We start from the raw sequence: 21547 nt of genomic DNA, 5'->3' as shown, positions 1-21547 counted from the left end.
AGCGCTTTGAGTGCCGCGGGCATTTTTCCGCTTCTTCGTGAGCGATATGCTCGAGGCCGATAGAGTTTTCCGCTTGGGGTGGATTGGAACTTGGGAACGGATTTGCATGCACCGTTGGGACAGAACCGCGGCCCCGGCCGCCAGCGGCGCTCCATCCCCTTTGGACGCATTCTCGGCGGCTTCTGCCTGATCGCGATCGCCGGCTTTTCTCTCTATTCGGCGCTTTTGCGCGATCAGCTGCAAAAGACCCGGCCGGTCGAGACGGCAAAGAAGGAAGATCCGGCTCCTCCAGCCGAAGCCAAGCCGACTACGGCCGAGCAAACCGGACAGACCGGACTAGCCCAGGTCGATCCGCAATCCGGCGCCAATACCACACGCATCGTTACCGGCGATGGGTCGGTCGTCACCATGTTCAGCCCGAACAACCGTGATGGCAGCGGCCCGGTCCTGATCAACGCCAATCAGGTGGGCCAGGACCCGCGCATGGCGGCAACGCCGAATGACAGCCTGCTGGAAGACTCTCCCTTCGGCAAGCTGCCGATCACATCGGCGAGCGGCCTGCGACCTATGGATCAATATGCGCGGCCCTGGTCCGGCGCGCGCGGTACCCGCATCGCTATCGTCGTCAGCGGCCTCGGATTGAGCCAGACAGGCACCCAGCGCGCCATCGAGAAGCTGCCGGAAGAAATCACGCTTGCTTTTGCCGTCAGCGGCAACAGCCTGCAGCGCTGGATGCAGGAGGCGCGGCGCGGCGGCCATGAGATCCTCATCCAGGTGCCGTTCGAGCCCTTCGACTATCCCAGCAACAATCCCGGCCCGGATACGCTACTGACCTCGTTTTCGGCTGCAAGGAACATCGATAACCTGCACAAGGCGATGGGCAAGATCACCAATTATACCGGTGTCATGAACTATCTTGGCGGCCGCTTCCTCGCCAATCCCAGTGCCATGGAACCTGTGCTGCGCGATATTGGAAAGCGCGGCCTGCTATTCCTGGATGATGGCTCTTCGGCGCAATCCAAATCCGGAATGCTCGCCAAGACACTGGAAGTGCCGCATGCTTTCGCCGATATCCAGCTCGACGGAGAACTGCAGCAGGACGCGATCCTCAGGAAACTCGATGAGCTCGAGCGCATCGCCCGCCGCAACGGTTCCGCGATCGGCGTGGCCTCGGCGTTCGACGAAAGCGTCGATGCCATCAGCAAATGGAGTGAGGAGGCCGCCATGCGCGGCATTGAAATCGTCGCCGTCTCGGCGCTTGCCGACGACCCGAAACATCCCTGACCCTGGCCCGGTTCGCTGGGCTGATCCCTGGAGAGAGAAATGAGCACGCCCCACGCGCCCGTAAGAGCCGAAGACCTGCCCTACCGCCCTTGTGTCGGCATCATGATCCTGAATCGAGAGGGCTTGGTCTGGGCCGGCCGCCGCATTCCGGACGGCAATTCCGAGTATGACGGCTCACCGCAGCTTTGGCAGATGCCGCAGGGCGGCATAGATGAGGGCGAAGATCCGCTGAAGGCCGCCTATCGCGAGCTTTATGAGGAAACGGGCATGAAAGCCGTGACCTTGCTCGCGGAAGCGAAGGATTGGATCAATTACGATCTGCCGCCGCAGCTGATCGGCATCGGCCTCAGGGGAAAATACCGCGGCCAGACGCAGCGCTGGTTCGCCTTCCGCTTCGACGGTGACGAGAGCGAGATCGCCATTAATCCGCCGCCGGGCGGTCATGAACCGGAATTCGATGCTTGGGAGTGGAAGCCGATGGCCGAGCTTCCCGGTCTGATCGTTGCCTTCAAGCGATCGGTCTACGAGCAGGTGGTTTCGGAGTTCAGCCATCTGGCCGGCCTGAAGGCCGAAGACTGAACGAAAAAACCGGCCGCAAAGCGGCCGGATTCTGAAGCAATTCCAGGAAAAGTGCGTAGCGATTTTCCGTTCGGAATTGCCGGAAAACAAAAAGATGGAGCGGTTCAGAGTTTCCGTGAAAAGCTGAACCGCTCTGGCATCGATTATTCTGCGGAATCGGCGGAGTCAGCGTTGAGCTGGCCATATTTGGCTTCGCCGATTTTTCCGAGCAGTTCGAGCTGGGTTTCGAGGAAGTCGATATGGCCTTCCTCGTCCGCCAAGAGCTCTTCGAACAGCTTCATGGAGACATAATCGCCGGCATCGTGACAGATATCGCGGGATTTCTTGTAGGCGGTGCGGGCATCGTATTCGCCGGCGAGATCGGCTTCCAGCACTTCCTTGACGTTCTGGCCGATGCGCAGCGGCGCCAACGTCTGCAGGTTGGGATGGCCTTCAAGGAAGATGATGCGGGCAACGAGGCGATCGGCGTGCTGCATTTCCTCGATGGATTCTGCGCGCTCCTTCTTGGCAAGCTTGGTGTAGCCCCAGTCTTCGAGAAGTCTGTAGTGAACCCAATATTGGTTGACTGCGCCAAGCTCGAGGAACAGCGCCTCGTTAAGCCGCTCGATGACTTTTTTGTCGCCTTTCAATGTCCGCTCTCCTGTTGTCTTCATGGAATTTTTTCAGGCGGGACATGAAATCAAATATTTCCGCTTCCGTCGAGTGGCGGCGGGCATGATAATCTTGGGTTGTCTGTATAATGATATCAACGACATTCGGGAAGCAGCCGCAGCAACGGCCGCGCTTTTCCATGGCGTGATAAACCTTCGCGGGAACGATGAGCTGCCAACAGTCCTGATCAAGGAGTTCGTTGATAACGTCCCGGATTTCCTTGTCGGTGATGTAATTACAACTGCAAACCAGCATTCTTCGCTCAGCCCGTCAAACATGACACCTGCTGTCTTGTTATCTGCTAAAGAAGACGCTCTTTGTCAAGAAAGAAACGATTCGAATCTGGTCCGCCGATGAGGTCATTGGCCTCCGCCGGGGATGCGGAGGCCGGAATTTCAATGAAAATTGCGGCCTCGCGGCATGACCCTGGCCGTTTCGGCACCATTGCTGCGGCCTTCCGCCGCTGCCCCGGCAGCGGCTCCACGCGGCAGAGGGGACTTCTCCTTCTGTCTGACATCCATGGTCGGCCGCAGCGCCTCATCCGCTCGATCGCTGACGCCAAAACGCCGCGCCTCGCGCTGCAAAATACCAAGTGCCGGCGTCATATCCTCGATATGATCGACCACCACGTGGATGACGCCGCTCTCGCTCTGCAGCCGGCCACGGATCTTCACCAGCCGCGCCCCCATGACGATGGCGCGGTATTTCTCAAACTTCTTCGGCCAGACGATCGCATTGGCGACGCCGGTTTCATCCTCCAAGGTCATGAAGATCACCCCCTTGGCCGAACCCGGCCGCTGGCGCACCAGCACCAGGCCGGCGATCGTCACCATCCGCCCATTCGCCACCTTTGGCAGATCCCGGCTTTGCACGATGCCTTGCCGCGCGAAATCGGCGCGTAGGAAGGAAACCGGATGTGCTTTCAGCGATAGCGACAGATAGCGATAATCTTCGATGACCTGCTCGCCGGGCAGCATTTCCGGCAGCGCAACCACCGGCTCGACCTGCAGCTCCGCATGATCGCCGAGATCGAAGAGGGGAAGCTTTTCGGCAGCGCTGCTGGCATCGAGCGCCCGCACGGCCCATAGCGCTTCCCGTCGGCTCAAGCCGATGGAGCCGAACGCATCCGCATCCGCCAGGCGTTCGATCTGCGCCTTGGCAAGACCGGAGCGAAGCCAGAGGTCACGCACGGACCGATAACCATCGCCACGACGCTCGACGAGCTGCTTCATCTCGTCTTCGGACAAACCCTTGACCTGCCGGAAGCCGAGACGGACGGCACATTGCGTCTTGATAATCCCGCGCATCGACGCGTGGCGCGGCTCGACCGCATCCTTATCGAAGCGTCCCCGCTCGAGCAGGCAATCCCAGCTGGAACGATTGATATCCACCGGCCGCACCTCGACGCCATGCTCGCGTGCGTCACGCACCAGCTGCGCCGGGGCATAGAAGCCCATCGGCTGGGCATTGAGGATGGCCGCACAGAAGACATCCGGATAATAGGCCTTGAGCCAGGAGGAGGCGTAGACGAGCAGAGCGAAGGAGGCCGCATGGCTTTCGGGAAAACCATACTCGCCGAAACCTTCGATCTGGCTGAAACAGCGTTCGGCAAAGTCCTGAGGATAGCCTTTCGCGACCATGCCCGAAACCAGATCCGTCTTGAATTCATCGACCCTCCCCGTTCGCTTGAACGTCGCCATGGATCGGCGCAGCCGATCGGCTTTGGCAGGCGAAAATCCGGCTGCAGTGATGGCGATCTGCATCGCCTGTTCCTGAAACAGCGGAACCCCCAAAGTTCGCTCCAGAACAGCCTTCAACTCCGGACGATGATATTCGATCGGCCGCTTGTGAAGATCGTCATCCCGCCGCTTGAGGTAAGGATGAACCATGTCTCCTTGAATGGGGCCGGGACGGACGATCGCTACCTCAATGACCAGATCATAGAATTTACGGGGCCGAAGACGCGGCAGCATGCTCATCTGCGCCCGGCTTTCGATCTGAAAGACGCCGATCGTATCGGCGCGACAGATCATATCATAGACCGGCACGCCATCAGGATATTCCTTGCTCCCAAGGTCGGCGAGCGCCTTCTTCACGTCGTAATGCAACAGCAGTAGGTCGAAGGCCTTGGCAAGGCAGGTCAGCATACCGAGCGCCAGCACGTCGATCTTCAATATATTGAGATTGTCGAGATCATCCTTATTCCACTCGATCATATAGCGATCGTCCATCGCCGTATGCATGATCGGCACGACCTCATCCAGCCGATCCCGCGTGATGACGAAGCCGCCGACATGCTGGGTCAGGTGCCGCGGAAATCCCATCAGCGTCGAGGCATAGGAAAGGACGTTCCGTGTCGTCTTGTCCTTGAGATCGAGGCCGGCAATCTTCGCCTCGCGCTCGGAAAGTTCTTCCGTCGACCAGCCCCAGACGCCGCTCGCAAGAGCCGATTGCACATCTTCCGACAGGCCGAAGGCTTTCGCCACTTCGCGGCCGGCCGAACGTGCGCGATAACTGGTGACCGCCGCCGTCAGCCCGGCATGCTCCTTTTTGTAATGCCTGTAGATGAACTGGATAACCTCTTCACGCTTCTCGTGCTCGAAATCGACATCGATGTCAGGTGGCTCCTCGCGTTCCGTCGAGATGAAACGCTCGAAAAGCAAGCTTGTTATTTCAGGATTGACCTCAGTAATCCTGAGGCAATAACAGACGGTCGAATTGGCTGCCGATCCGCGTCCCTGGCATAGGATATTCGCACTGCGGGCAAACTCCATGATGCGGTGCACCGTCAGGAAATATGGCTCATATTTCCGCTCCTGGATGAGCTTGAGCTCGTGCTCGATTTGCATCGAGACCTTTGGCGGGATCCCTTCAGGAAAGCGCCATTTGGCCCCCTCCCAGGTCAGTCTCCTCAGCGTTTCCGCAACGGTCTCTCCAGGAACGCTTTCGTCGGGATAATTATGTTTCAGCTCGTCCAGCGAAAAAGAAAGCCGGCTAAAAAACTTCTGCGTATTGGCGATGGCCTTCGGATAATCCCTGAAGAGGCGCGCCATCTCGGCAGCATCCTTCATGTAGCGCTCGGCATTCGCCGCCAGCCTGAAGCCGGCTTCGGCGATCGGCACATGCTCGCGGATCGAAACGACGATATCGGCAAGCGGCTTGCGCTCAGTCGAATGATAGAGCGGCTGATTGCTGGCGATCAACCGCACGCCATTGCGCTGCGCCAGGATGGAAAGCGTGGCGAAGACCATGCGGTCCCGCCCGTCATAGGCCGGCGACAGGACCATGTGGAACTTCCGGCCGAATCGCATCCATAACCGCTTCAGGCATTGCTCCAGCTTTTCCTGCCCTTCTTGCGTCTCGACACTTTCAGCATCGGGAATAAGCGCCAGCATCATCTCGTCGCCCCATTCCGTCAGATCGGCCTCTTCGAGCTGGCAGGAACCCTTCTCGGCTCTGAGATTGCCAGCACTCAACAGCCGGCAGAGATGCGCCCAGCCCTTACGGTTTTCCGGATAGGCAAGAATGTCAGGCGTGCCGTCCGAAAACACCAGGCGCGCGCCCGGCTGGAAAGGGACCGGCTTCAGAAGCGGCTTTTCTGGCTCGCCCTTCGCTCGAAGCGTTAGATTCTTCTCAATGCCCTCCTTGTATTTTTCCCAGAGAATCTTGGTATGCGCATGCGCCTTAACGACGCCGGCAACCGAATTGCGGTCGGCAATTCCAAATCCCGACAGTTTCAGGATGGCGGCCTGCGCCGCGATTTCCTCTGGATGCGAGGCACCTTCGAGAAAGGAGAAATTCGTTCTCACCCCGATCTCAAAGAAGGGCACGGGTTCGTGGAAACTCGGACGCGCGTTCATGCGAAGACTCCATGCATGTACCAGTCAGGCGTCGTGGCGCCTCGGCCATAGAGCCCCTTTCGGAACAACCAGAAACGATGGCCTTCCTCATCTTCGACCTGGAAGTAATCGCGGTCAGGTTCTTGCCTTTCCTCGAGCCACCATTCCGCCGAAAGCCGCTCCGGCCCTTCGGCCCGGCTGACCCGATGCATGACCCGCCGCCAGCGAAATTGCCGGGGCGGGCCATCGGGCACTTCGGCAGCAATGGTTTCGACCAGTTCCGGCATGCGAAACAGCCGCAGCGGCCGCTCGCCGCGGAAGAAGCCATGGCCAGCATCCTCCTGACCTGTGCGCGGCTTCGAGCTAAGGATGGTCATCGCCGGCAGCGGCCGCACAGCTCGTTCGGGGATATGGCTCTGCCGCAGCTCGAACCCTTGCAGGCAGTCCGGCCCCAGCCGGGCGGCCACGCGATCCACAAAGGCGGCAAGCGAGCCTTCCTGACGATCTCCTCCGACAAAATCGCCTTGCATGGCATCGAAGGGCGCATGCTGAAGCACATTCAGGCGGATGATTTCGAAACCATAGCCGACATCGAGATCGTCATGAATGGCGCCGAAGCGCTCAGTGAATAGGCTGGCGATCCGGCTCGGCTCACGCAACGGCTGCGATGCGCCGGCCGCGATACGGAAGACCGCGCCATCCACACGGAAGAGCAGGAGCTCGAAGGAGCGACCGCCGATGCCGCGGGCTTCCAGCCCCGGCTTCAGGCTTTCGGCAAGCTGGCGGGCAAGCTGAAGAATATCCTCTTCGGCCTGCACCGGCTCGGCCAGCCGGCGCTCGGCCGACAATTGCGCGACCGGGCGGCGCGGCGAGATCGGCTCTTCGACCAGACCGACGGCCTGATCGAGCCGCAGCAGCAGCTGCGCGCCGAACCGGCGGGCAAGCGGCGCTCGTGGTGCGGCCAGAAGATCGCCCACCTGCTTCAGGCCCATCTTCTGCAAGGCTGCAATAGTCTCCTCGCCAAGCCGAAGACATGCGACCGGCAGCGACGCCAATGCCTCTTCCATGGCCTCCGGCGGGACGATACGGCTCTCGTCAAAGCGGGCAACGGCCCAGGAGAGGCCGGGTGCGGAGGAAATGGCGCCGCGCACATCGAAGCCCAGCCGGGAAATCCGGATCAAGACATCCTCGAGCAGCGCCTCTTCACCGCCGAAGAGATGGGCGCAGCCGGTAATGTCGAGAAACAGCCCGTCCTTGCCGTCGATCGCCACCAGCGGCGTATAACGGTCACACCAGTCGGCGATCGCTTCCAGAAGCTTGCGATCCGCCGCCGGATCCTCCTCGACGACATCGAGATCGGGACAGATCGCCTTTGCCTCGGCCACGCCCTGCCCCTGTTTCAAGCCGATCATTTCAGCCCGTTCGTTGAGCGCGGTCAGCCGCATGGCATTGTTGAGCTTGCCGGCACAGGCGAGCGGCGGCGCTTCAAGCCTACCTGTCGAACGCCAGGACAGACCCCAGCGCTTGCGTGCGATCCGGTCGGTCGGCAGATGCGGAAAGGTCAGCGCCAGAATGCGCTGCGTGTTCGCCGGGAAAGACAGGGTGCTGAACATCGGAGACAGGGGCAAAGCGGCGGTCATGGGCATTCCACTCCAAGGTTATGGAAAGAGGCGCTGGGTTTCGGCTCTTTTCCAAGGTCAGACGAAAGGCCGGGTGACCGATGCTGCCGCCAAGCACCGATCCATCCGGCAGGGGCCGCGCCTGCGCAGGCGCGGGTTCGACGGAAAAGCGGAAGAGGGCGCTGCTTGCTTCCTCCTCGCCTCCCTGTCGCAACAGAAATAAGGGCCGCCCCGCCGCCTTGGCCCTCAGCGCCAACCGCCGGCTTTCGGTCAGGCCGAAACGGGCGGGATTGCCGCGTACTTCCAGTATGATGGCGGCAAAGGCAGCACTGCCAAGCGCCGCCTCCGCCACCCAGAGCGCATCGTCCAGCTTGCGGGGCGACGCCTGCAGAAAAGCCTGAGGCTCCAGCCCAAAATCGCTGATGCCGATGGCATAGGGCAGGCCAGCCTCCATCGTCGCGACCGTATCGCCGATCCACAGAACCGGAGACTTGGCCGGGACCGTATCCGAAGCTTGCGCATGCAGCCGCGCGGCAAGCGCCAGGGCAAAACCACTGGCCACACCGGCATCGCGGAGGCCGAGCGAGCGGATTTCCGTCAGCGCATCGAGCGGCAAACCGCCTTGCAGCGCCGCATCAAGCTCGTCGACACCGATCGGAAGGAGCGATTGTTCACGCATAGGCTGAATAGGCAGGGATTTCGCAATAGCCGCCATCTGCCTCGCCGGCTTGTCTGTCAGCGTTTCATGCGCCGCAGCGGCCAGTGCCGGGATCGGCCTGCCTTCCAGTCGGGCAATGGTTTCACGCAGGGCGAAAAGCGTTTCCCGCGCCACGGCAGCCTCGGCCATGACGTTCACTCCAGATCGATAATGTTCCTGTTATGTTCTTATGGATTCCAGAGCTTGCAGAAAGAGTCAACACCATTTCATGAGAAAATATTCCTCTGCCGCAATCTACACTCGTAAAAGCGGCGTAAAGTCTCTATATGACCAGCCAAGGAAGGAATATTCATGGCTCGCGTCGACCAGAGCGAAGATTGGCGGGATCGCCACTCGCCCTCCATCAGTACATTCGAATCCCTGGCAATGGAGGCTTACAGCCACCTGCCAGACGAATTCCGTTCGCTCACCGGTGATCTCGTCATCCTCATCGAAGATTTCCCGGATGACGAGGTATTCGAGGACATGGCGCTGGAAACGCCCTTCGACCTGCTCGGCCTCTTCGAAGGCCGCGGCATATCGGAGCGCTTCACCGCCCAGACGGGGGACATGCCCAACAAGATCCGCCTCTATCGCCGGCCGATCATCGATTACTGGGCTGAGAACGAAGAAACCCTCGGCGACATCATCACCCATGTCCTGATCCATGAGATCGGCCACCATTTCGGCCTGAGCGACGAGGACATGGAGCGCATCGAGGCGAGCGCCGAGGAAGCGACGGATCGCTGATATCGGTCCCGGCCGCAAGACGATCGGGAAGAATGAGAATTTCAGCCGGTGCTTACTGCTCGGAAAGCTTCATATCCGGATCGTAATCCTTGCCGGCCACGTCCTTGACGACAGCCTGACCGCATTCCATCCGCCCGCTTGCTGAATTGAAGCCATAGGTCGGCGAGCCGTATAACTCCCAGCCCTTGTTCAGCGCCGCGCTTACCTTGTGGCAAAAGGATGCGTCATCGGGGCCGGTGAGAAAGCGGTAGAGTTTCATCAAGGCATCTTTCTTGTATTTAGCAATCACACATCGCTACGGGGCGTTCCGGCGGCGCCCGAAGAGCGCTGCTCGATCAGGCGAGCTTTATGGACGAGTCTCTCTGCCTGGACAAGATGCAGCCGCTCCACCATCCGCCCGCCGAGGTTCACGACATTGAGAGTGGCGGCATCCGGTGCGGCGAAGGCGGCGATGATGGATTCCGCCTCGGCAACAGCGGCCTTGTCAGGGCCAAAATGCCAGTTGGCGGCTTCGATCTGGCTCGGATGGATCAGCATCTTGCCGGCAAAGCCCATGGCAACCCCCTGGCCGCATTCTGCCGCGAATTCTTCAGTATCCTTGAAATCGTTGAAGACGCTGTCGATGGCCTCGAGGCCGTAAGCGCTGACGGCCAATATCACCTGCATCAGCCAGGGCACGAGATAGGAACGGCCGGGCTGCGGCAGGACGCCCGTTTCCTTCCTGAGATCGTTTAGGCCGACGACGAAACAATCGAGCCGGCTGCCGGCCGTGCGGCCAGCCTCGGCGATCGCGGCTGCATTCAGGATGCCGCGCGGCGTCTCGATCATCGCCCAGATGCGCAAGTCTTCCGGCGCATCGGCTTCCGCAAGCCGGTCACTGACACCAGTCACATCCTGCGGCTCATCCACCTTCGGCAGCAGCACCGCATCCGGCTCCAGCTCCACGACCAGCGCCATATCCTCGGCACCGAAGTTCGAGGAAAGCGCATTGATGCGGATGATCCGCTCCTTGCCGGGAAGCGGGGAGGCGGCAAAGAAGGCCCGCAGATTTTCCCGCGCCTCGGCCTTTTTCTCCGGCGAAACGGAATCCTCGAGATCGAAGATGACGGCATCGCAATCCAGGCTCGAAAGCTTGTCCAGGGCACGGCGGTTGATGGCGGGAACGCTCAAGATGGAGCGGCGCAGGCGGGCAGGGCGGGAAGGGGAGGTTTGGCTCTCGGACTGGCTCATTGTGCCGTTTTGCCGCGCTTTTAATCGACAAGCAAGTCAACAAAAAGCCATGCTCCTCTTGCAGATGGCAGAGATGAAGACCACATTGCTTGGTGTAGAGAGGTCTCGACCATGCAGAATATCCGTTCCCTGTTCATCGCGCTTGCCGGTATCACCGTGTTTGCAGCCATGGCGCTGCTTACCGTTTCGGTTACGCTTGCTGTCGGTGCTATACTGACCGTGCTAATGGCGGCCCGCGCGATTTCGCTGCGCATGAAGCCGGCACCGGTGCGCGCGAAGACGAACGGCGAGCGCGAAATGCGCATCTGGAACGACGGTCGCGGCACCATCATCGATCTCTGAGATTGAAACAGGGCAGGGCGGCCTATTGCCGAATCCCTTGATCATGTGTCCAATTCAGGCCACGTGCTGAAGGGCAAAGCGCCCAAAGCGCCGCCTTTTAGAGCATTTCCAAGATTCTCCTTCATTTCGGGCCGGATTTGCTCTATTGGCAGGATAATTCGTGCTTAGACGAGAATGAAGGCAGGACCCCATGGACAAGTTCGTGAAGTTGACCGGTGTCGCAGCACCCCTCCCGGTCGTCAATGTCGATACCGACATGATCATCCCGAAGGATTATCTGAAGACCATCAAGCGCACGGGTCTTGGCAAGGGCCTTTTCGCTGAAGCCCGCTACAATGAAGACGGTTCTCCGAACCCGGATTTCGTGCTGAACAAGCCGGCCTATCAGAACGCCAAGATTCTCGTTGCCGGCGACAATTTCGGCTGCGGCTCCTCGCGCGAGCATGCGCCCTGGGCACTGCTCGATTTCGGCATCCGCTGCGTCATCTCGACCAGCTTCGCCGACATCTTCTACAACAACTGCTTCAAGAACGGCATCCTGCCGATCAAGGTCAGCCAGGAAGATCTCGACAAGCTGATGGACGACGCTTCGCGCGGCTCCAACGCCATTCTGACGATCGACCTCGAAAACCTCGAAATCACCGGCCCGGACGGCGGCTCGCTGAAGTTCGAACTCGACGAATTCAAGCGTCACTGCCTGCTGAACGGCCTTGATGATATCGGCCTGACGCTGGAAAAATCCTCCGCGATCGACAATTTCGAAAAGTCGAACGCCGCATCGCGCCCTTGGGCCGCCTGATCGGTTTCATCACTATTTCGCGTTTCGAAGCCGGGCCTTGCGCCCGGCTTTTTTCATGCCAAAACGCCCGCCGCCTGCAGAGAGAGGGAACTATCCGCGGCTGCGGCACCTCAGGGAGCGGAAAACGCAAATCCCGGAAACGGGACACCATCTTTCCCAACCGTTGTAATATGATCGACAAGAAGGGGGTTCATACAGGCGTGCCGAGACCTTCGGGCCTCTTCTCCCGCCCTTAAATCTTCTCCACGCAATGGAGCCTCTCCATGACCTCCCTTCCCATTGTTGGCGCCGCCATGACGCTCGACGACGTCGAAATCCATCGTAACTGGTTGCTCGAAAAGCCGCGTGACCTGGAGCTGCAGAGTTTCGTTGAAGCCGAAATCCTCAACGGCGACTGGGCTCCGCTGGCCGAACGCGCCCGCAAGCTGCTTGACGGCCATCAGGGCCGCCTCGGCATCCACGGCCCGTTCTGGGGCTTTGTCATCGCCTCACAGGACCCGGACGTCCGCGGCGTCGTCACAAAGCGCCTGCTGCAGGCACTCGACGTCTGTGCCAATATCGGCGCCACGCAAATGGTCATCCATAGCCCCTATACGTCGTGGTCCTACAACAACCTCGACAACAATAAGGGCGAGCGCGAGAAGATCATCGAATATACGCATCTGACGCTGAAAGAGGCCGTCAAGCGCGCCGAAGACATCGGGCTCACCATGGTCATCGAGAACATCGAGGACAAGGATCCCCATATCCGCGTCGGCCTCGCCGACAGCTTCAATTCGCCCGCCGTCGCCGTTTCCATCGACACCGGTCATGCCCATTACGCCCACGGCTATACCGGCGCTCCGCCGGTCGACTACTACGTCCACGCCGCCGGCAATCGCCTGCAACATGTCCACCTGCAGGATGCGGATGGCTATGCCGATCGCCACTGGAGCCTCGGCGAAGGCAACATCCACTGGCGCGCCGTCTTTGCCGCTATTGCCAAGCTTAACAGCAATCCGCGCCTGATCATCGAAATCAAGGACAAGTCGAAGATCCCGGCATCGGCCGCCTACCTCGCCTCGCTCGGGCTGGCTGAGTAAGGATAAGCAACGCAAGCCACCCGCCCTCGTGGTCCAAGGGCGGGTGACTGGTCTCAAAAGCCCGAAAACCGTACCGTTTCGACCCCTTCCTCGCTTGAAAAGCCGCATTTGCAGGTCTAAAAACCCCGCAACTTTTTCTTTCGCGGAGGCTTTCCCATGACAGTTCGCAATCTTTTCCTCCTGCCGGGCGACGGCATCGGCCCCGAGGCCATGGGCGAAGTTCGCAAAATCATTGCCTATATGAACGAGGCGAAGAATGCCGGCTTCGTTACGGATGAAGGTCTTGTCGGCGGCAGCGCCTATGATGCGCATGGCGCCCCCATCTCCGAAGAGGACATGCAGAAAGCGCTTGCCGCCGACGCCGTGCTCTTCGGCGCCGTAGGCGGCCCGAAGTGGGATAGCGTTCCCTATGAAGTGCGCCCGGAAGCCGGCCTGCTGCGCCTGCGCAAGGATCTGCAGCTCTTCGCCAACCTGCGCCCAGCCATCTGCTACCCGGCGCTGGCGTCGGCCTCGTCGCTGAAGCCGGAACTGGTCGAGGGTCTCGACATCCTGATCGTGCGCGAGCTCACGGGCGGCGTCTATTTCGGCGAGCCGAAGGAGATCATCGACCTCGGCAACGGCCAGAAGCGCGGCATCGACACCCAGGTCTACGACACCTACGAGATCGAGCGTATTGCCGGCGTTGCCTTCGAACTGGCGCGTACCCGCAACAACCGCGTCTGCTCGATGGAAAAACGCAATGTCATGAAGTCTGGCGTGCTCTGGAACCAGGTCGTCACAGCGACGCATAAGGAAAAATATGCCGACGTGCAGCTCGAGCATATGCTCGCGGATGCCGGCGGCATGCAGCTCGTGCGCCAGCCAAAGCAGTTCGACGTCATCGTGACGGACAACCTGTTCGGCGACATGCTGTCCGACGTCGCCGCCATGCTAACCGGCTCGCTCGGCATGCTGCCGTCGGCTTCGCTCGGCGCCCCCGATGCCAAGACCGGCAAGCGCAAGGCGCTCTACGAACCCGTGCACGGTTCTGCCCCCGATATCGCCGGTAAGGGCATTGCCAACCCGATCGCGATGATCGCTTCCTTCGCCATGTGCCTGCGTTACTCCTTCGGCCTCGTCACTGAGGCCGATGCGCTGGAAAAGGCGATCGCCAACGTGCTCGACAGCGGCATCCGCACCGGCGACATCATGTCGCCTGGCAGCCGCCAGGTCGGCACGACAGAAATGGGCGACGCCATCCTCGCCGAATTCAAGGCCCTTTCGGCGTAAGCCAGGTAGATCGCCTGGTATTTCACGTGAAACACGAAACCCCGTTCTGCGAAGAACGGGGTTTTTTCTTGTGAATGGATAGGCGCGTCTCAGCTTGAGATCGCCGCGACGCTCCGTTCTGATTTTCTAAAAAACTGTAACAACAACCTGCTATCAGTCGGACCGATTGGAAATCGACATAGGCACTGATTATGCAGGCGATCTTGACGTCTCTCGATAGACGTTGGCGGCGAAGTGATGCTGCTTTTGCACCATCTCATTGGAAAATATGCCTTTTTCTGACCGCTAATATCGTCCTTCTCTCGGCTCTCCTGTTCGACTGGCCGGTCGGCGCCACCCTCAAAAGCCTGTCGCCCTGCCTTCGCTTCGTCGGCGGAATGCTGACGGATTTCGGCGATTCCGGATGGATCCTTCTCATCAGTGCCTTCCTGTTTTTCGAAGGTTGGGCTGGCAGCAGGCTGCTGTATTCGCAGCGCTGTCGCTGCCAGGCACTGCGCATCTGCCAGATCGGCGGCTATCTCCTGACGACCGTGGCGCTTTCCGGTATCCTCGCCAATTTGCTGAAGCGCGCCATTGGACGCGCCCGCCCCACGCATTTTGCCGATTGGGGACCCTTCGGCTTTTCGCCCTTCAATGGCCGTGCCAGCTTCGAAAGTTTCCCCTCCGGCCATGCCACGACCATCGGCGCTCTGTTCGTGGCGCTTGCCTTCCTGTTTCCGCGCTATCGCTACATCTTCGCCGCCTGCGCCTTATGGCTGGCGATCACGCGTGTCATGGTCGGCGCCCATTATCCGAGTGACGTGGTGGCCGGTCTGGCGCTCGGCGGCTGGTTTTCCTTCGTAACGGCGATCATCTATTCCCGCTACGGCTTGCTTTTTCGCATCAACGCCGCCGGCTGGCCGACGCCGCGCTTGCCACTATTCAAAAGCGGCAAGACGCGACAGACCGATTCCTGAGCCGGTCACGGCCGCAGCGCAAAGGTTGCCAAGGCCCTCGCACATTCATATATCTGGCAGAATAGGGATGACCGAAGACGGTCAACCCGATTTCGTTTGCGATGAACACCATGGATGCCGGGCCAATACGTTTAAGCGAGAGGCAGATGGGATTGATCTCCCGGGCACTTGCCGAACCGCGACGTGTGCAGATCCTGAAAGAGATCGGCACGCGAACCGAGCCTACGCCCTGCAGCCTTCTGAATGAATGCCACGCCGTCAGCGCCGCAACGATGTCGCATCACATCAAGGAACTGGAGAATGCCGGGCTCATCGAGATCCAGCGCGAAGGTAAATTCGCCAATCTCGTGTTACGTCGCGACACTCTGAACGCTTATATGGCGGAACTTTCCAAGATCTGACAATTCCTTACACGCCATCAGCATTTCTTCTCGTGGCTCTTGTATCAATTAGATGATTATCTAAATATCAAAGTGACGGTGCGATCGGTTTTCGGGTCGCATGCGCCAAATGATTCGATGATTGTAAAATTGTCTAAGTTTTTCGAAGGAAAATGACATGAGCAAACTGGCAGGCAAGGTCGCGATCGTGACTGGAGCATCCAAGGGCATCGGCGCCGGCATCGCCAAGGCAATGGGCGAAGCGGGCGCGGCCGTTGTCGTCAATTACGCATCGAGCCGCGAAGGAGCCGACAGGGTAGTAGCCGAAATCACCGTCAAGGGCGGCAAGGCGCTCGCCGTGCACGGCGACGTTTCCAAAGCCGAAGACGTCAAACGCCTCTTCGCCGAAACAAAACAGGCATTTGGCCGCGTCGATATCCTCGTCAACAATGCCGGCGTCTACCAATTCGCGACCATCGAGGAATTCACCGAAGAAGAATTCCACCGTGAATTCAATATCAACGTGCTGGGCACGCTGCTGACCACGCGGGAAGCCGTCAGGTATTTCGGCCCAGAAGGTGGAAATGTGATCAACATCGGCTCCAACGCCGTCAGCATGAACTTGCCGACTGCCTCCGTCTATACGGCAACCAAGGCCGCGGTCGATTCCATTACCAAGATCCTCGCCAAAGAGCTCGGGCCGCGGAATATCCGGGTCAACAACCTGGCGCCGGGCGGCGTTGAAACAGAGGGTGTCGTTGCGGCAGGCGTCATCGGCAGCGACTTCGAGAAGCATCTCGTCTCCCAGACGCCCCTCGGCCGTCTCGGCCAGCCGACCGATATCGCTCCGGTCGCCGTCTTCCTCGCTTCGCAGGATGCCGCGTGGGTGACCGGCGAAACCCTCTATGTCGGTGGCGGTCTGAAGTAGCCGCTATTCGCGGTGCTGCCTTCCGAGAGGAGGCAGTTTGCCGGGCGCGACACAACCGCGCGCCTGGCTAATACATTAGCAAGCAATTGCCAAACCATCTCATTTTCCTATTTAGTAAAGACGTTCGGGTTTTCCGCTTAGCATCGCAGTTGATCGTGCCGCGAAGCGACAGCTCGGCTGTCAGATTTAAAATAATCCTGTCTTCAATGCGATCCCACGCAGCAGCTGATGTCATCGAACTCCCCTAAGATCCGCCGACGATCGCTGTCGTGAACAACAAATGGAGGACGTCTTTATGAATACTGCCAATACCAAATCGAAATTGGGCACTCGCACCAATCTCAGCGAAGACGCGACGCGCGATATTTCCGCAGCTCTGACAGCGCTGCTGGCGGATGTCTTTGCTCTCTATTTGAAGACTAAGAATTTTCACTGGCACATGAGTGGCCCGCATTTCCGTGATTATCACCTGCTTCTCGACGAGCACGGCGATCAGATTTTCGCCATGACCGATCCTATGGCCGAGCGCTGCCGGAAGATCGGCGGAACGACCCTCCACTCGATCGGCCAGATCGCCAAGCTGCAGCGCATTCCCGACAACGACGCCGAATATGTCGACCCGCAGGACATGCTCGCCGAACTGGCTGACGATAACCTCAAGCTCTCCGCCGAAATGCGTGCCGTCCACGACGTTTGCGACGAATATGGCGATGTCGCCACGGCCAGCCTTCTGGAAAACTGGATAGACGAGACCGAGCGCCGCACTTGGTTCCTGTTTGAAACCACGCGCAAGTCCAACCGCTGACACCGAAACGGCGCGCCTTCCAATTTGATAAGTTGAAGGCTGGTTTCGACGCCTCCGATTTCCTCGCTTCCGCACCGATACAAGCGAGGAAATCCTTGACTCCTGTGGAAAACATCTTAGAACCGGCGACGGAAAAGGAAGACTTCCATGGTTCGCTTCGAACAGCTCGATAGCTTCAGTCACCTGGCACAATGTGCCGGGCGGGATGTCTATTTTCCGGTTTCTTCCAAAACCAAGGCCAAAACGACGACGAAAACCGTCTGACGTCTCTGGCCTGCCGCTCTCTCCCCGGCTCGGCCGGGGACAGGAACCGGTCGTTATGGCTGCGGTTCCCCCCTCGCCAAAGAGGAGAGAAGAGAAAGAGAGCTTGAGAAATGGGTTTCAAAGTTGCAGTAGCGGGCGCGACCGGGAATGTCGGCCGCGAAATGCTCAATATCCTGGCCGAACGCGGCTTCCCGGCCGATGAGGTCGTGGCACTCGCATCGGCCCGCTCGCAGGGAACCGAAGTTTCCTTTGGCGACCGGACGCTGAAGGTTTCCAACCTGGAGAACTACGATTTCTCCGACACCGACATCTGCCTGATGTCGGCCGGCGGCGACGTTTCGAAAAAGTTCTCGCCGAAGATCGGCGCCCAGGGCTGCGTCGTCATCGACAACTCTTCCGCGTGGCGTTATGACGCCGACGTGCCGCTGATCGTGCCCGAAGTGAACCCGGACGCCGTCACGCAGTTCACCAAGCGCAACATCATCGCCAACCCGAATTGCTCGACCGCGCAGCTCGTCGTCGCCCTGAAGCCGCTTCATGACTTCGCCAAGATCAAGCGCGTCGTCGTCTCGACCTACCAGTCGGTCTCCGGCGCCGGCAAGGACGGCATGGACGAGCTGTTCAACCAGACCCGCGCCGTCTTCGTCGCCGATCCGATCGAGGCAAAGAAGTTCACCAAGCGCATCGCCTTCAACGTCATCCCGCATATCGATGTCTTCATGGAAGATGGCTACACCAAGGAAGAATGGAAGGTGCTGGCCGAAACCAAGAAGATGCTCGACCCGAAAATCAAGGTCACCTGCACGGCTGTCCGTGTGCCCGTTTTCATCGGCCATTCGGAATCGGTCAACATCGAGTTCGAAAACGAGATCACCGCCGATCAGGCTCGCGATATCCTGCGTGAAGCGCCCGGCTGCCTCGTCATCGACAAGCGCGAAAACGGCGGTTACATCACGCCTTACGAATCCGCCGGCGAAGATGCGACCTATATTTCTCGCATCCGTGAAGACGCGACCGTCGAGAACGGCCTCAACCTGTGGGTCGTCTCCGACAACCTGCGCAAGGGTGCCGCCCTCAACGCCATCCAGATCGCCGAATTGCTCGTCAATCGCGGCCTGATCAAGCCGCGCAAGCAGGCTGCATAAGGATCTGTAAACCAATTTACGGTTTATCAACCCTCTTTGGGTAAGCAGGTTAGAACGGAAGCCCCGCCATTTCGGATGAAAGGCGGGGCTTTTCTGAATGATTTTGGCGGCGATGTTTCACATGAAAACATCATTCGCTAAAATATGATGACATGATAACCGGATGCTGGCATGGTCCGGTAGCGACTAAACGCGCGTGATCCCTGGCTTTCAAGGGTTTACGCGCCATTGAAAACGGTTACCGCGTTCGCACCGCGGTAAGATTTCGGGGACACTGAATGCGCTTAACAAAATCTGGAATGGCAGCTCTCGTGGCGGGCGGATTGCTGCTGGGAATGCCGCTTGCGGCAAACGCCGCATCTTGCGGCAACACTTCCGCCGGATTCGAGAATTGGGTGCAGGAATTCAAACGGGAAGCGCAGGGACAGGGTGTTAGCCCCTCTACCCTCGACAGGGCCTTCGCCAACGTTCATTACAACCAGCCCACCATCCGCGCCGACCGCGGCCAGAAGAGCTTCAAGCTTTCCTTCGAGGAATTCATGAAGAAGCGCGGCGGCCAGACGATCATCAATCGCGGCAAGAGCATGAAGCAGGCCAACGCGGCCCTCTTCGCAAAGATCCAGAAGCGCTTCGGCGTTCCCCCAGGCCCGATCATCGCCATCTGGGGCATGGAAACCGGCTTCGGCAGCTATATGGGCGACCAGCATACGCTTTCGGCCGTCTCGACGCTTGCTTATGATTGCCGTCGTTCCGCGTTCTTTACCGAGCAACTCTACGCGGCCCTGAAGCTCGTCGGCGAAGGTTATCTCAGCCCGTCAGCACGCGGCGCGGCTCATGGCGAAATCGGCCAGACGCAGTTCATGCCGAAAAACGTAGTCGCCTTCGGCGTCGACGAAGATGGCGATGGCAGGGTCGATCTTGTCGGCTCGCGCGCGGATGCACTGGCCTCGACCGCCAACTTCCTGCGCGGCCATGGTTGGCAGCCGGGTGCCGGTTACCAGCCCGGCGAGCCGAATTTCTCCGCCATTGCTGGCTGGAACGACGCGAAGGTCTATCAGCAGGCGATTGCCTATATCGGCCAGCAGATCGACGGCAAGTAAGCCTGATCTCGTGAATCAAAAAAGGCGCTGCGACCAGATGGTCTGCGGCGCCTTTTTCGTTTGATCCACCTGCCGTCCTGCCAGGCGCCTGACTCCTAAACCTCAGGCCTCTTAAATCTCAGGGCGGATGAAATCGCGCGTGGCCGGATCCATGACCCACAGCTCGCCTGTCGAAATATCGAACCATGCGCCGTGGAGATTGAGCTTGCCCTCCTCCTCACGTGCCTTGATTTCCGGAAAGCTGCGCAGATTGTCGAGCGAATTGCGGATCGAAATGCGCTCCAGCGCGGTCTGGCGCTCGGTCTGCGTCATGATGTCATTGCTCTGGATCTGTTCGGCCGCGGGCTTCAGCAGCGCCATCCAACGGCCGATGAAATCGCCCGGCGACAGCGGCTCCGCGTTCGGATCAAGTGCGGCGCGAATGCCGCCGCAGCGGCCATGGCCCATTACGACGATATCGGAAACCTTGAGCGACAGAACGGCGAATTCCAGCGCTGCCGAAGTCGCATGGAAATTGCTGTCCGGCTCGTAGGGCGGTACCATGTTGGCGACGTTACGGATGACGAAGAGTTCGCCCGGTCCGGCGTCGAAGATGATCTCCGGCGCCGAACGGGAGTCACTACAGGCTATCACGAGGGTCGATGGGCTTTGGCCAAGCTCGGCGAGAGTGCGATAGCGTTCGCGCTCATCGACGTAACGCCCGCTCATGAAGTTGCGATAACCGTTCAGAAGGGTGTCGGGAAAGCTTTGCATGATATTGGATTACAATGCACTTCGGCCGATGGCAACTGCTGCGCTGCAAAAAGCTCCCGCCGCTTTCAGCCGTTACTTTTTCTTCCGCTGCGCCGGGTGGACGAGATGCCTCAGCTGCACCATCGCCATTGGCGTCGACAGGCTTGCGGAATCGACGGCAAGCGTCAGTTCGTTGCTGCCGCGCTTGACGGCGCGCGCCAGCACTTCAAAGACGCTGGCCGTCGTCAGCTGTAATGCCCGCTCCTCATCTATGCCGGAAAGCAAGCGCGACAGGAACACGGCAGACAGGAGATCGCCCAGTCCATTCGGCGCGCCTTCGACGCTGCGATGCTCGGCAAGCAGAGCGTTTCGGCCGCTCAGATAGAGATTGCCGATGCCGCCGGCCATCATCGGCACGGCAGACGTCACCAACATGCGCGACGGGCCAAGCGCGAGAGCCGCCTCCATGATGGCGTTGTTATCCTCGAGAGGCGCTCCCGCAAGCCAGGCAAGCTCATAGCGGTTCGGCGTCGCGAGCGACGCCAGCGGGATCAGATGGTCGCGGATCGCTTCCGCCGTTGCTTCAGGCACATAAAGCCCGCCCGCATCGCCGATAACGGGATCGCAGGCATAGAGGAGATCGGGGTTCTTCTCCCGCATAGCCGTTACGAGCCTTGCAACGGAACGCACCTGTGCAGCATTGCCGAAATATCCCGACAGAACTGCCTTTACCTCGGAAAGCCAGGGTGCGGCGATGAGATCGTCGATCGCATGGTCGAAATCCGCCTCGTTGAAGGTCAAGCGCGTCGAACGTCCATGACCGGGATGCCACGGCAGAACGATCGTCGGCAGCGCCCACACCGGATGGCCAAGCGTCTCCAGCGCGAAAACGGCGGCGCGATTGCCGACGGACCCTCGGACGACGTGGCTGGAGATGACGATAACGGCGCCGGCGGACACTTGCGACATGATGCTAGCTTTCAAGTTCAGGGCTTCAAACTGCCATGGCGCCGTTGATGATCCCTTTGGCGGCACTCTGTCAACCGCACTTCACAGAGTCATGAAAACCTCTGTTGACCAGTTGATTCCGCCAATG

At 59.5% G+C, this 21547-nt stretch carries 23 protein-coding genes; 14 read left to right on the top strand and 9 right to left on the bottom strand.

Going from position 1 to position 21547, the window contains the following annotated elements; all coding sequences use genetic code 11:
• The first annotated feature begins 90 nt into the window (after window positions 1–90).
• On the top strand, window positions 91–1284 hold the full coding sequence (locus tag JJQ51_RS29340; RefSeq protein ID WP_269245608.1) for a divergent polysaccharide deacetylase family protein: 1194 nt from the start codon (window positions 91–93) through the stop codon (window positions 1282–1284).
• A gap of 39 nt (window positions 1285–1323) precedes the next feature.
• On the top strand, window positions 1324–1863 hold the full coding sequence (locus JJQ51_RS29335) for an RNA pyrophosphohydrolase (protein WP_113352827.1): 540 nt from the start codon (window positions 1324–1326) through the stop codon (window positions 1861–1863).
• 143 nt (window positions 1864–2006) lie between these two features.
• Here the strand turns inward: JJQ51_RS29335 and bfr are convergent, their stop codons facing one another.
• Window positions 2007–2492 (bottom strand): bacterioferritin, encoded by a 486-nt coding sequence (gene bfr / locus JJQ51_RS29330; RefSeq protein ID WP_069611399.1) that lies wholly within the window; start codon window positions 2490–2492, stop codon window positions 2007–2009.
• A complete protein-coding gene (locus tag JJQ51_RS29325; RefSeq protein ID WP_244575290.1) occupies window positions 2458–2730 on the bottom strand; it encodes a (2Fe-2S)-binding protein in 273 nt (90 codons plus the stop codon). The genes bfr and JJQ51_RS29325 overlap by 35 nt, the downstream gene beginning before the upstream one ends.
• Here JJQ51_RS29325 and JJQ51_RS29320 point away from each other — a divergent pair.
• Window positions 2617–2871, top strand: coding sequence for a hypothetical protein (locus JJQ51_RS29320; protein WP_246661215.1), 255 nt, complete (start codon window positions 2617–2619; stop codon window positions 2869–2871). The two genes, JJQ51_RS29325 and JJQ51_RS29320, sit on opposite strands and share 114 nt — an antisense overlap.
• Before the next feature lie 38 nt (window positions 2872–2909).
• Here the strand turns inward: JJQ51_RS29320 and JJQ51_RS29315 are convergent, their stop codons facing one another.
• The 3 genes from JJQ51_RS29315 to JJQ51_RS29305 are packed head-to-tail and all read right to left on the bottom strand — an operon-like array spanning window position 2910 to window position 8819.
• Entirely contained in the window at window positions 2910–6374 is a 3465-nt protein-coding gene (locus tag JJQ51_RS29315; protein ID WP_269245607.1) for an error-prone DNA polymerase, read from the bottom strand.
• Window positions 6371–7867: a Y-family DNA polymerase gene (locus JJQ51_RS29310; RefSeq protein WP_269245626.1), complete on the bottom strand. Its 1497-nt coding sequence runs from the start codon at window positions 7865–7867 to the stop codon at window positions 6371–6373. Before JJQ51_RS29310 ends, JJQ51_RS29315 begins: the two co-directional genes overlap by 4 nt.
• Complete coding sequence (locus tag JJQ51_RS29305) at window positions 7845–8819, bottom strand: ImuA family protein (protein ID WP_269245606.1); 975 nt, start codon at window positions 8817–8819, stop codon at window positions 7845–7847. Before JJQ51_RS29305 ends, JJQ51_RS29310 begins: the two co-directional genes overlap by 23 nt.
• A 162-nt stretch (window positions 8820–8981) precedes the next feature.
• Here JJQ51_RS29305 and JJQ51_RS29300 point away from each other — a divergent pair, with 162 nt between their 5' ends.
• A complete protein-coding gene (locus JJQ51_RS29300; RefSeq protein WP_069611396.1) occupies window positions 8982–9419 on the top strand; it encodes a metallopeptidase family protein in 438 nt (145 codons plus the stop codon).
• Window positions 9420–9471: 52 nt separating this feature from the next.
• On the opposite strand, the gene JJQ51_RS29295 is transcribed toward JJQ51_RS29300, so the two are convergent.
• Both JJQ51_RS29295 and JJQ51_RS29290 read right to left on the bottom strand, forming a co-directional pair.
• Entirely contained in the window at window positions 9472–9678 is a 207-nt protein-coding gene (locus tag JJQ51_RS29295) for a DUF1737 domain-containing protein (protein ID WP_069611395.1), read from the bottom strand.
• A 26-nt stretch (window positions 9679–9704) separates the two neighbouring features.
• Complete coding sequence (locus tag JJQ51_RS29290) at window positions 9705–10649, bottom strand: HpcH/HpaI aldolase/citrate lyase family protein (protein WP_269245605.1); 945 nt, start codon at window positions 10647–10649, stop codon at window positions 9705–9707.
• Window positions 10650–10760: 111 nt separating this feature from the next.
• Here JJQ51_RS29290 and JJQ51_RS29285 point away from each other — a divergent pair, with 111 nt between their 5' ends.
• The 10 genes from JJQ51_RS29285 to JJQ51_RS29240 all read left to right on the top strand — a co-directional run bounded on the left by JJQ51_RS29285 (window position 10761) and on the right by JJQ51_RS29240 (window position 19719).
• Window positions 10761–10991, top strand: a complete 231-nt coding sequence (locus tag JJQ51_RS29285) for a hypothetical protein (protein ID WP_269245604.1) — start codon at window positions 10761–10763, stop codon at window positions 10989–10991.
• A 190-nt stretch (window positions 10992–11181) separates the two neighbouring features.
• Window positions 11182–11790 (top strand): 3-isopropylmalate dehydratase small subunit, encoded by a 609-nt coding sequence (gene leuD / locus JJQ51_RS29280; RefSeq protein WP_113333457.1) that lies wholly within the window; start codon window positions 11182–11184, stop codon window positions 11788–11790.
• 263 nt (window positions 11791–12053) lie between these two features.
• Complete coding sequence (locus JJQ51_RS29275) at window positions 12054–12872, top strand: sugar phosphate isomerase/epimerase family protein (RefSeq protein WP_069613881.1); 819 nt, start codon at window positions 12054–12056, stop codon at window positions 12870–12872.
• Window positions 12873–13028: 156 nt separating this feature from the next.
• Entirely contained in the window at window positions 13029–14141 is a 1113-nt protein-coding gene (leuB, locus tag JJQ51_RS29270; protein ID WP_269245603.1) for a 3-isopropylmalate dehydrogenase, read from the top strand.
• A 191-nt stretch (window positions 14142–14332) separates the two neighbouring features.
• The gene (gene lpxE / locus JJQ51_RS29265; RefSeq protein ID WP_113397761.1) at window positions 14333–15097 is read left to right on the top strand and encodes a lipid A 1-phosphatase LpxE; all 765 of its coding nucleotides are present in this window, start codon (window positions 14333–14335) and stop codon (window positions 15095–15097) included.
• A gap of 146 nt (window positions 15098–15243) precedes the next feature.
• Window positions 15244–15498 (top strand): ArsR/SmtB family transcription factor, encoded by a 255-nt coding sequence (locus tag JJQ51_RS29260; RefSeq protein ID WP_113352834.1) that lies wholly within the window; start codon window positions 15244–15246, stop codon window positions 15496–15498.
• 157 nt (window positions 15499–15655) lie between these two features.
• Window positions 15656–16405: an SDR family NAD(P)-dependent oxidoreductase gene (locus JJQ51_RS29255; RefSeq protein ID WP_152096603.1), complete on the top strand. Its 750-nt coding sequence runs from the start codon at window positions 15656–15658 to the stop codon at window positions 16403–16405.
• A gap of 295 nt (window positions 16406–16700) precedes the next feature.
• On the top strand, window positions 16701–17210 hold the full coding sequence (locus JJQ51_RS29250; protein ID WP_113333488.1) for a Dps family protein: 510 nt from the start codon (window positions 16701–16703) through the stop codon (window positions 17208–17210).
• A gap of 374 nt (window positions 17211–17584) precedes the next feature.
• Window positions 17585–18619, top strand: coding sequence for an aspartate-semialdehyde dehydrogenase (locus JJQ51_RS29245; RefSeq protein ID WP_069613887.1), 1035 nt, complete (start codon window positions 17585–17587; stop codon window positions 18617–18619).
• Window positions 18620–18897: 278 nt separating this feature from the next.
• Window positions 18898–19719, top strand: coding sequence for a lytic murein transglycosylase (locus JJQ51_RS29240; RefSeq protein ID WP_152096602.1), 822 nt, complete (start codon window positions 18898–18900; stop codon window positions 19717–19719).
• 111 nt (window positions 19720–19830) lie between these two features.
• Here JJQ51_RS29240 and JJQ51_RS29235 read toward each other — a convergent pair whose 3' ends face one another.
• Both JJQ51_RS29235 and pdxY read right to left on the bottom strand, forming a co-directional pair.
• Window positions 19831–20472, bottom strand: a complete 642-nt coding sequence (locus JJQ51_RS29235) for a carbonic anhydrase (RefSeq protein ID WP_113389673.1) — start codon at window positions 20470–20472, stop codon at window positions 19831–19833.
• A 72-nt stretch (window positions 20473–20544) separates the two neighbouring features.
• Window positions 20545–21420: a pyridoxal kinase PdxY gene (pdxY, locus tag JJQ51_RS29230; protein ID WP_113352837.1), complete on the bottom strand. Its 876-nt coding sequence runs from the start codon at window positions 21418–21420 to the stop codon at window positions 20545–20547.
• Window positions 21421–21547: the final 127 nt, after the last annotated feature.

The organism is Rhizobium sp. AG207R (genome assembly GCF_027109195.1).
Lineage (GTDB): Bacteria > Pseudomonadota > Alphaproteobacteria > Rhizobiales > Rhizobiaceae > Rhizobium > Rhizobium dioscoreae.
Note: the sequence above shows the minus strand (reverse complement) of the source record. Positions and strands in the feature narration are given on the sequence as shown.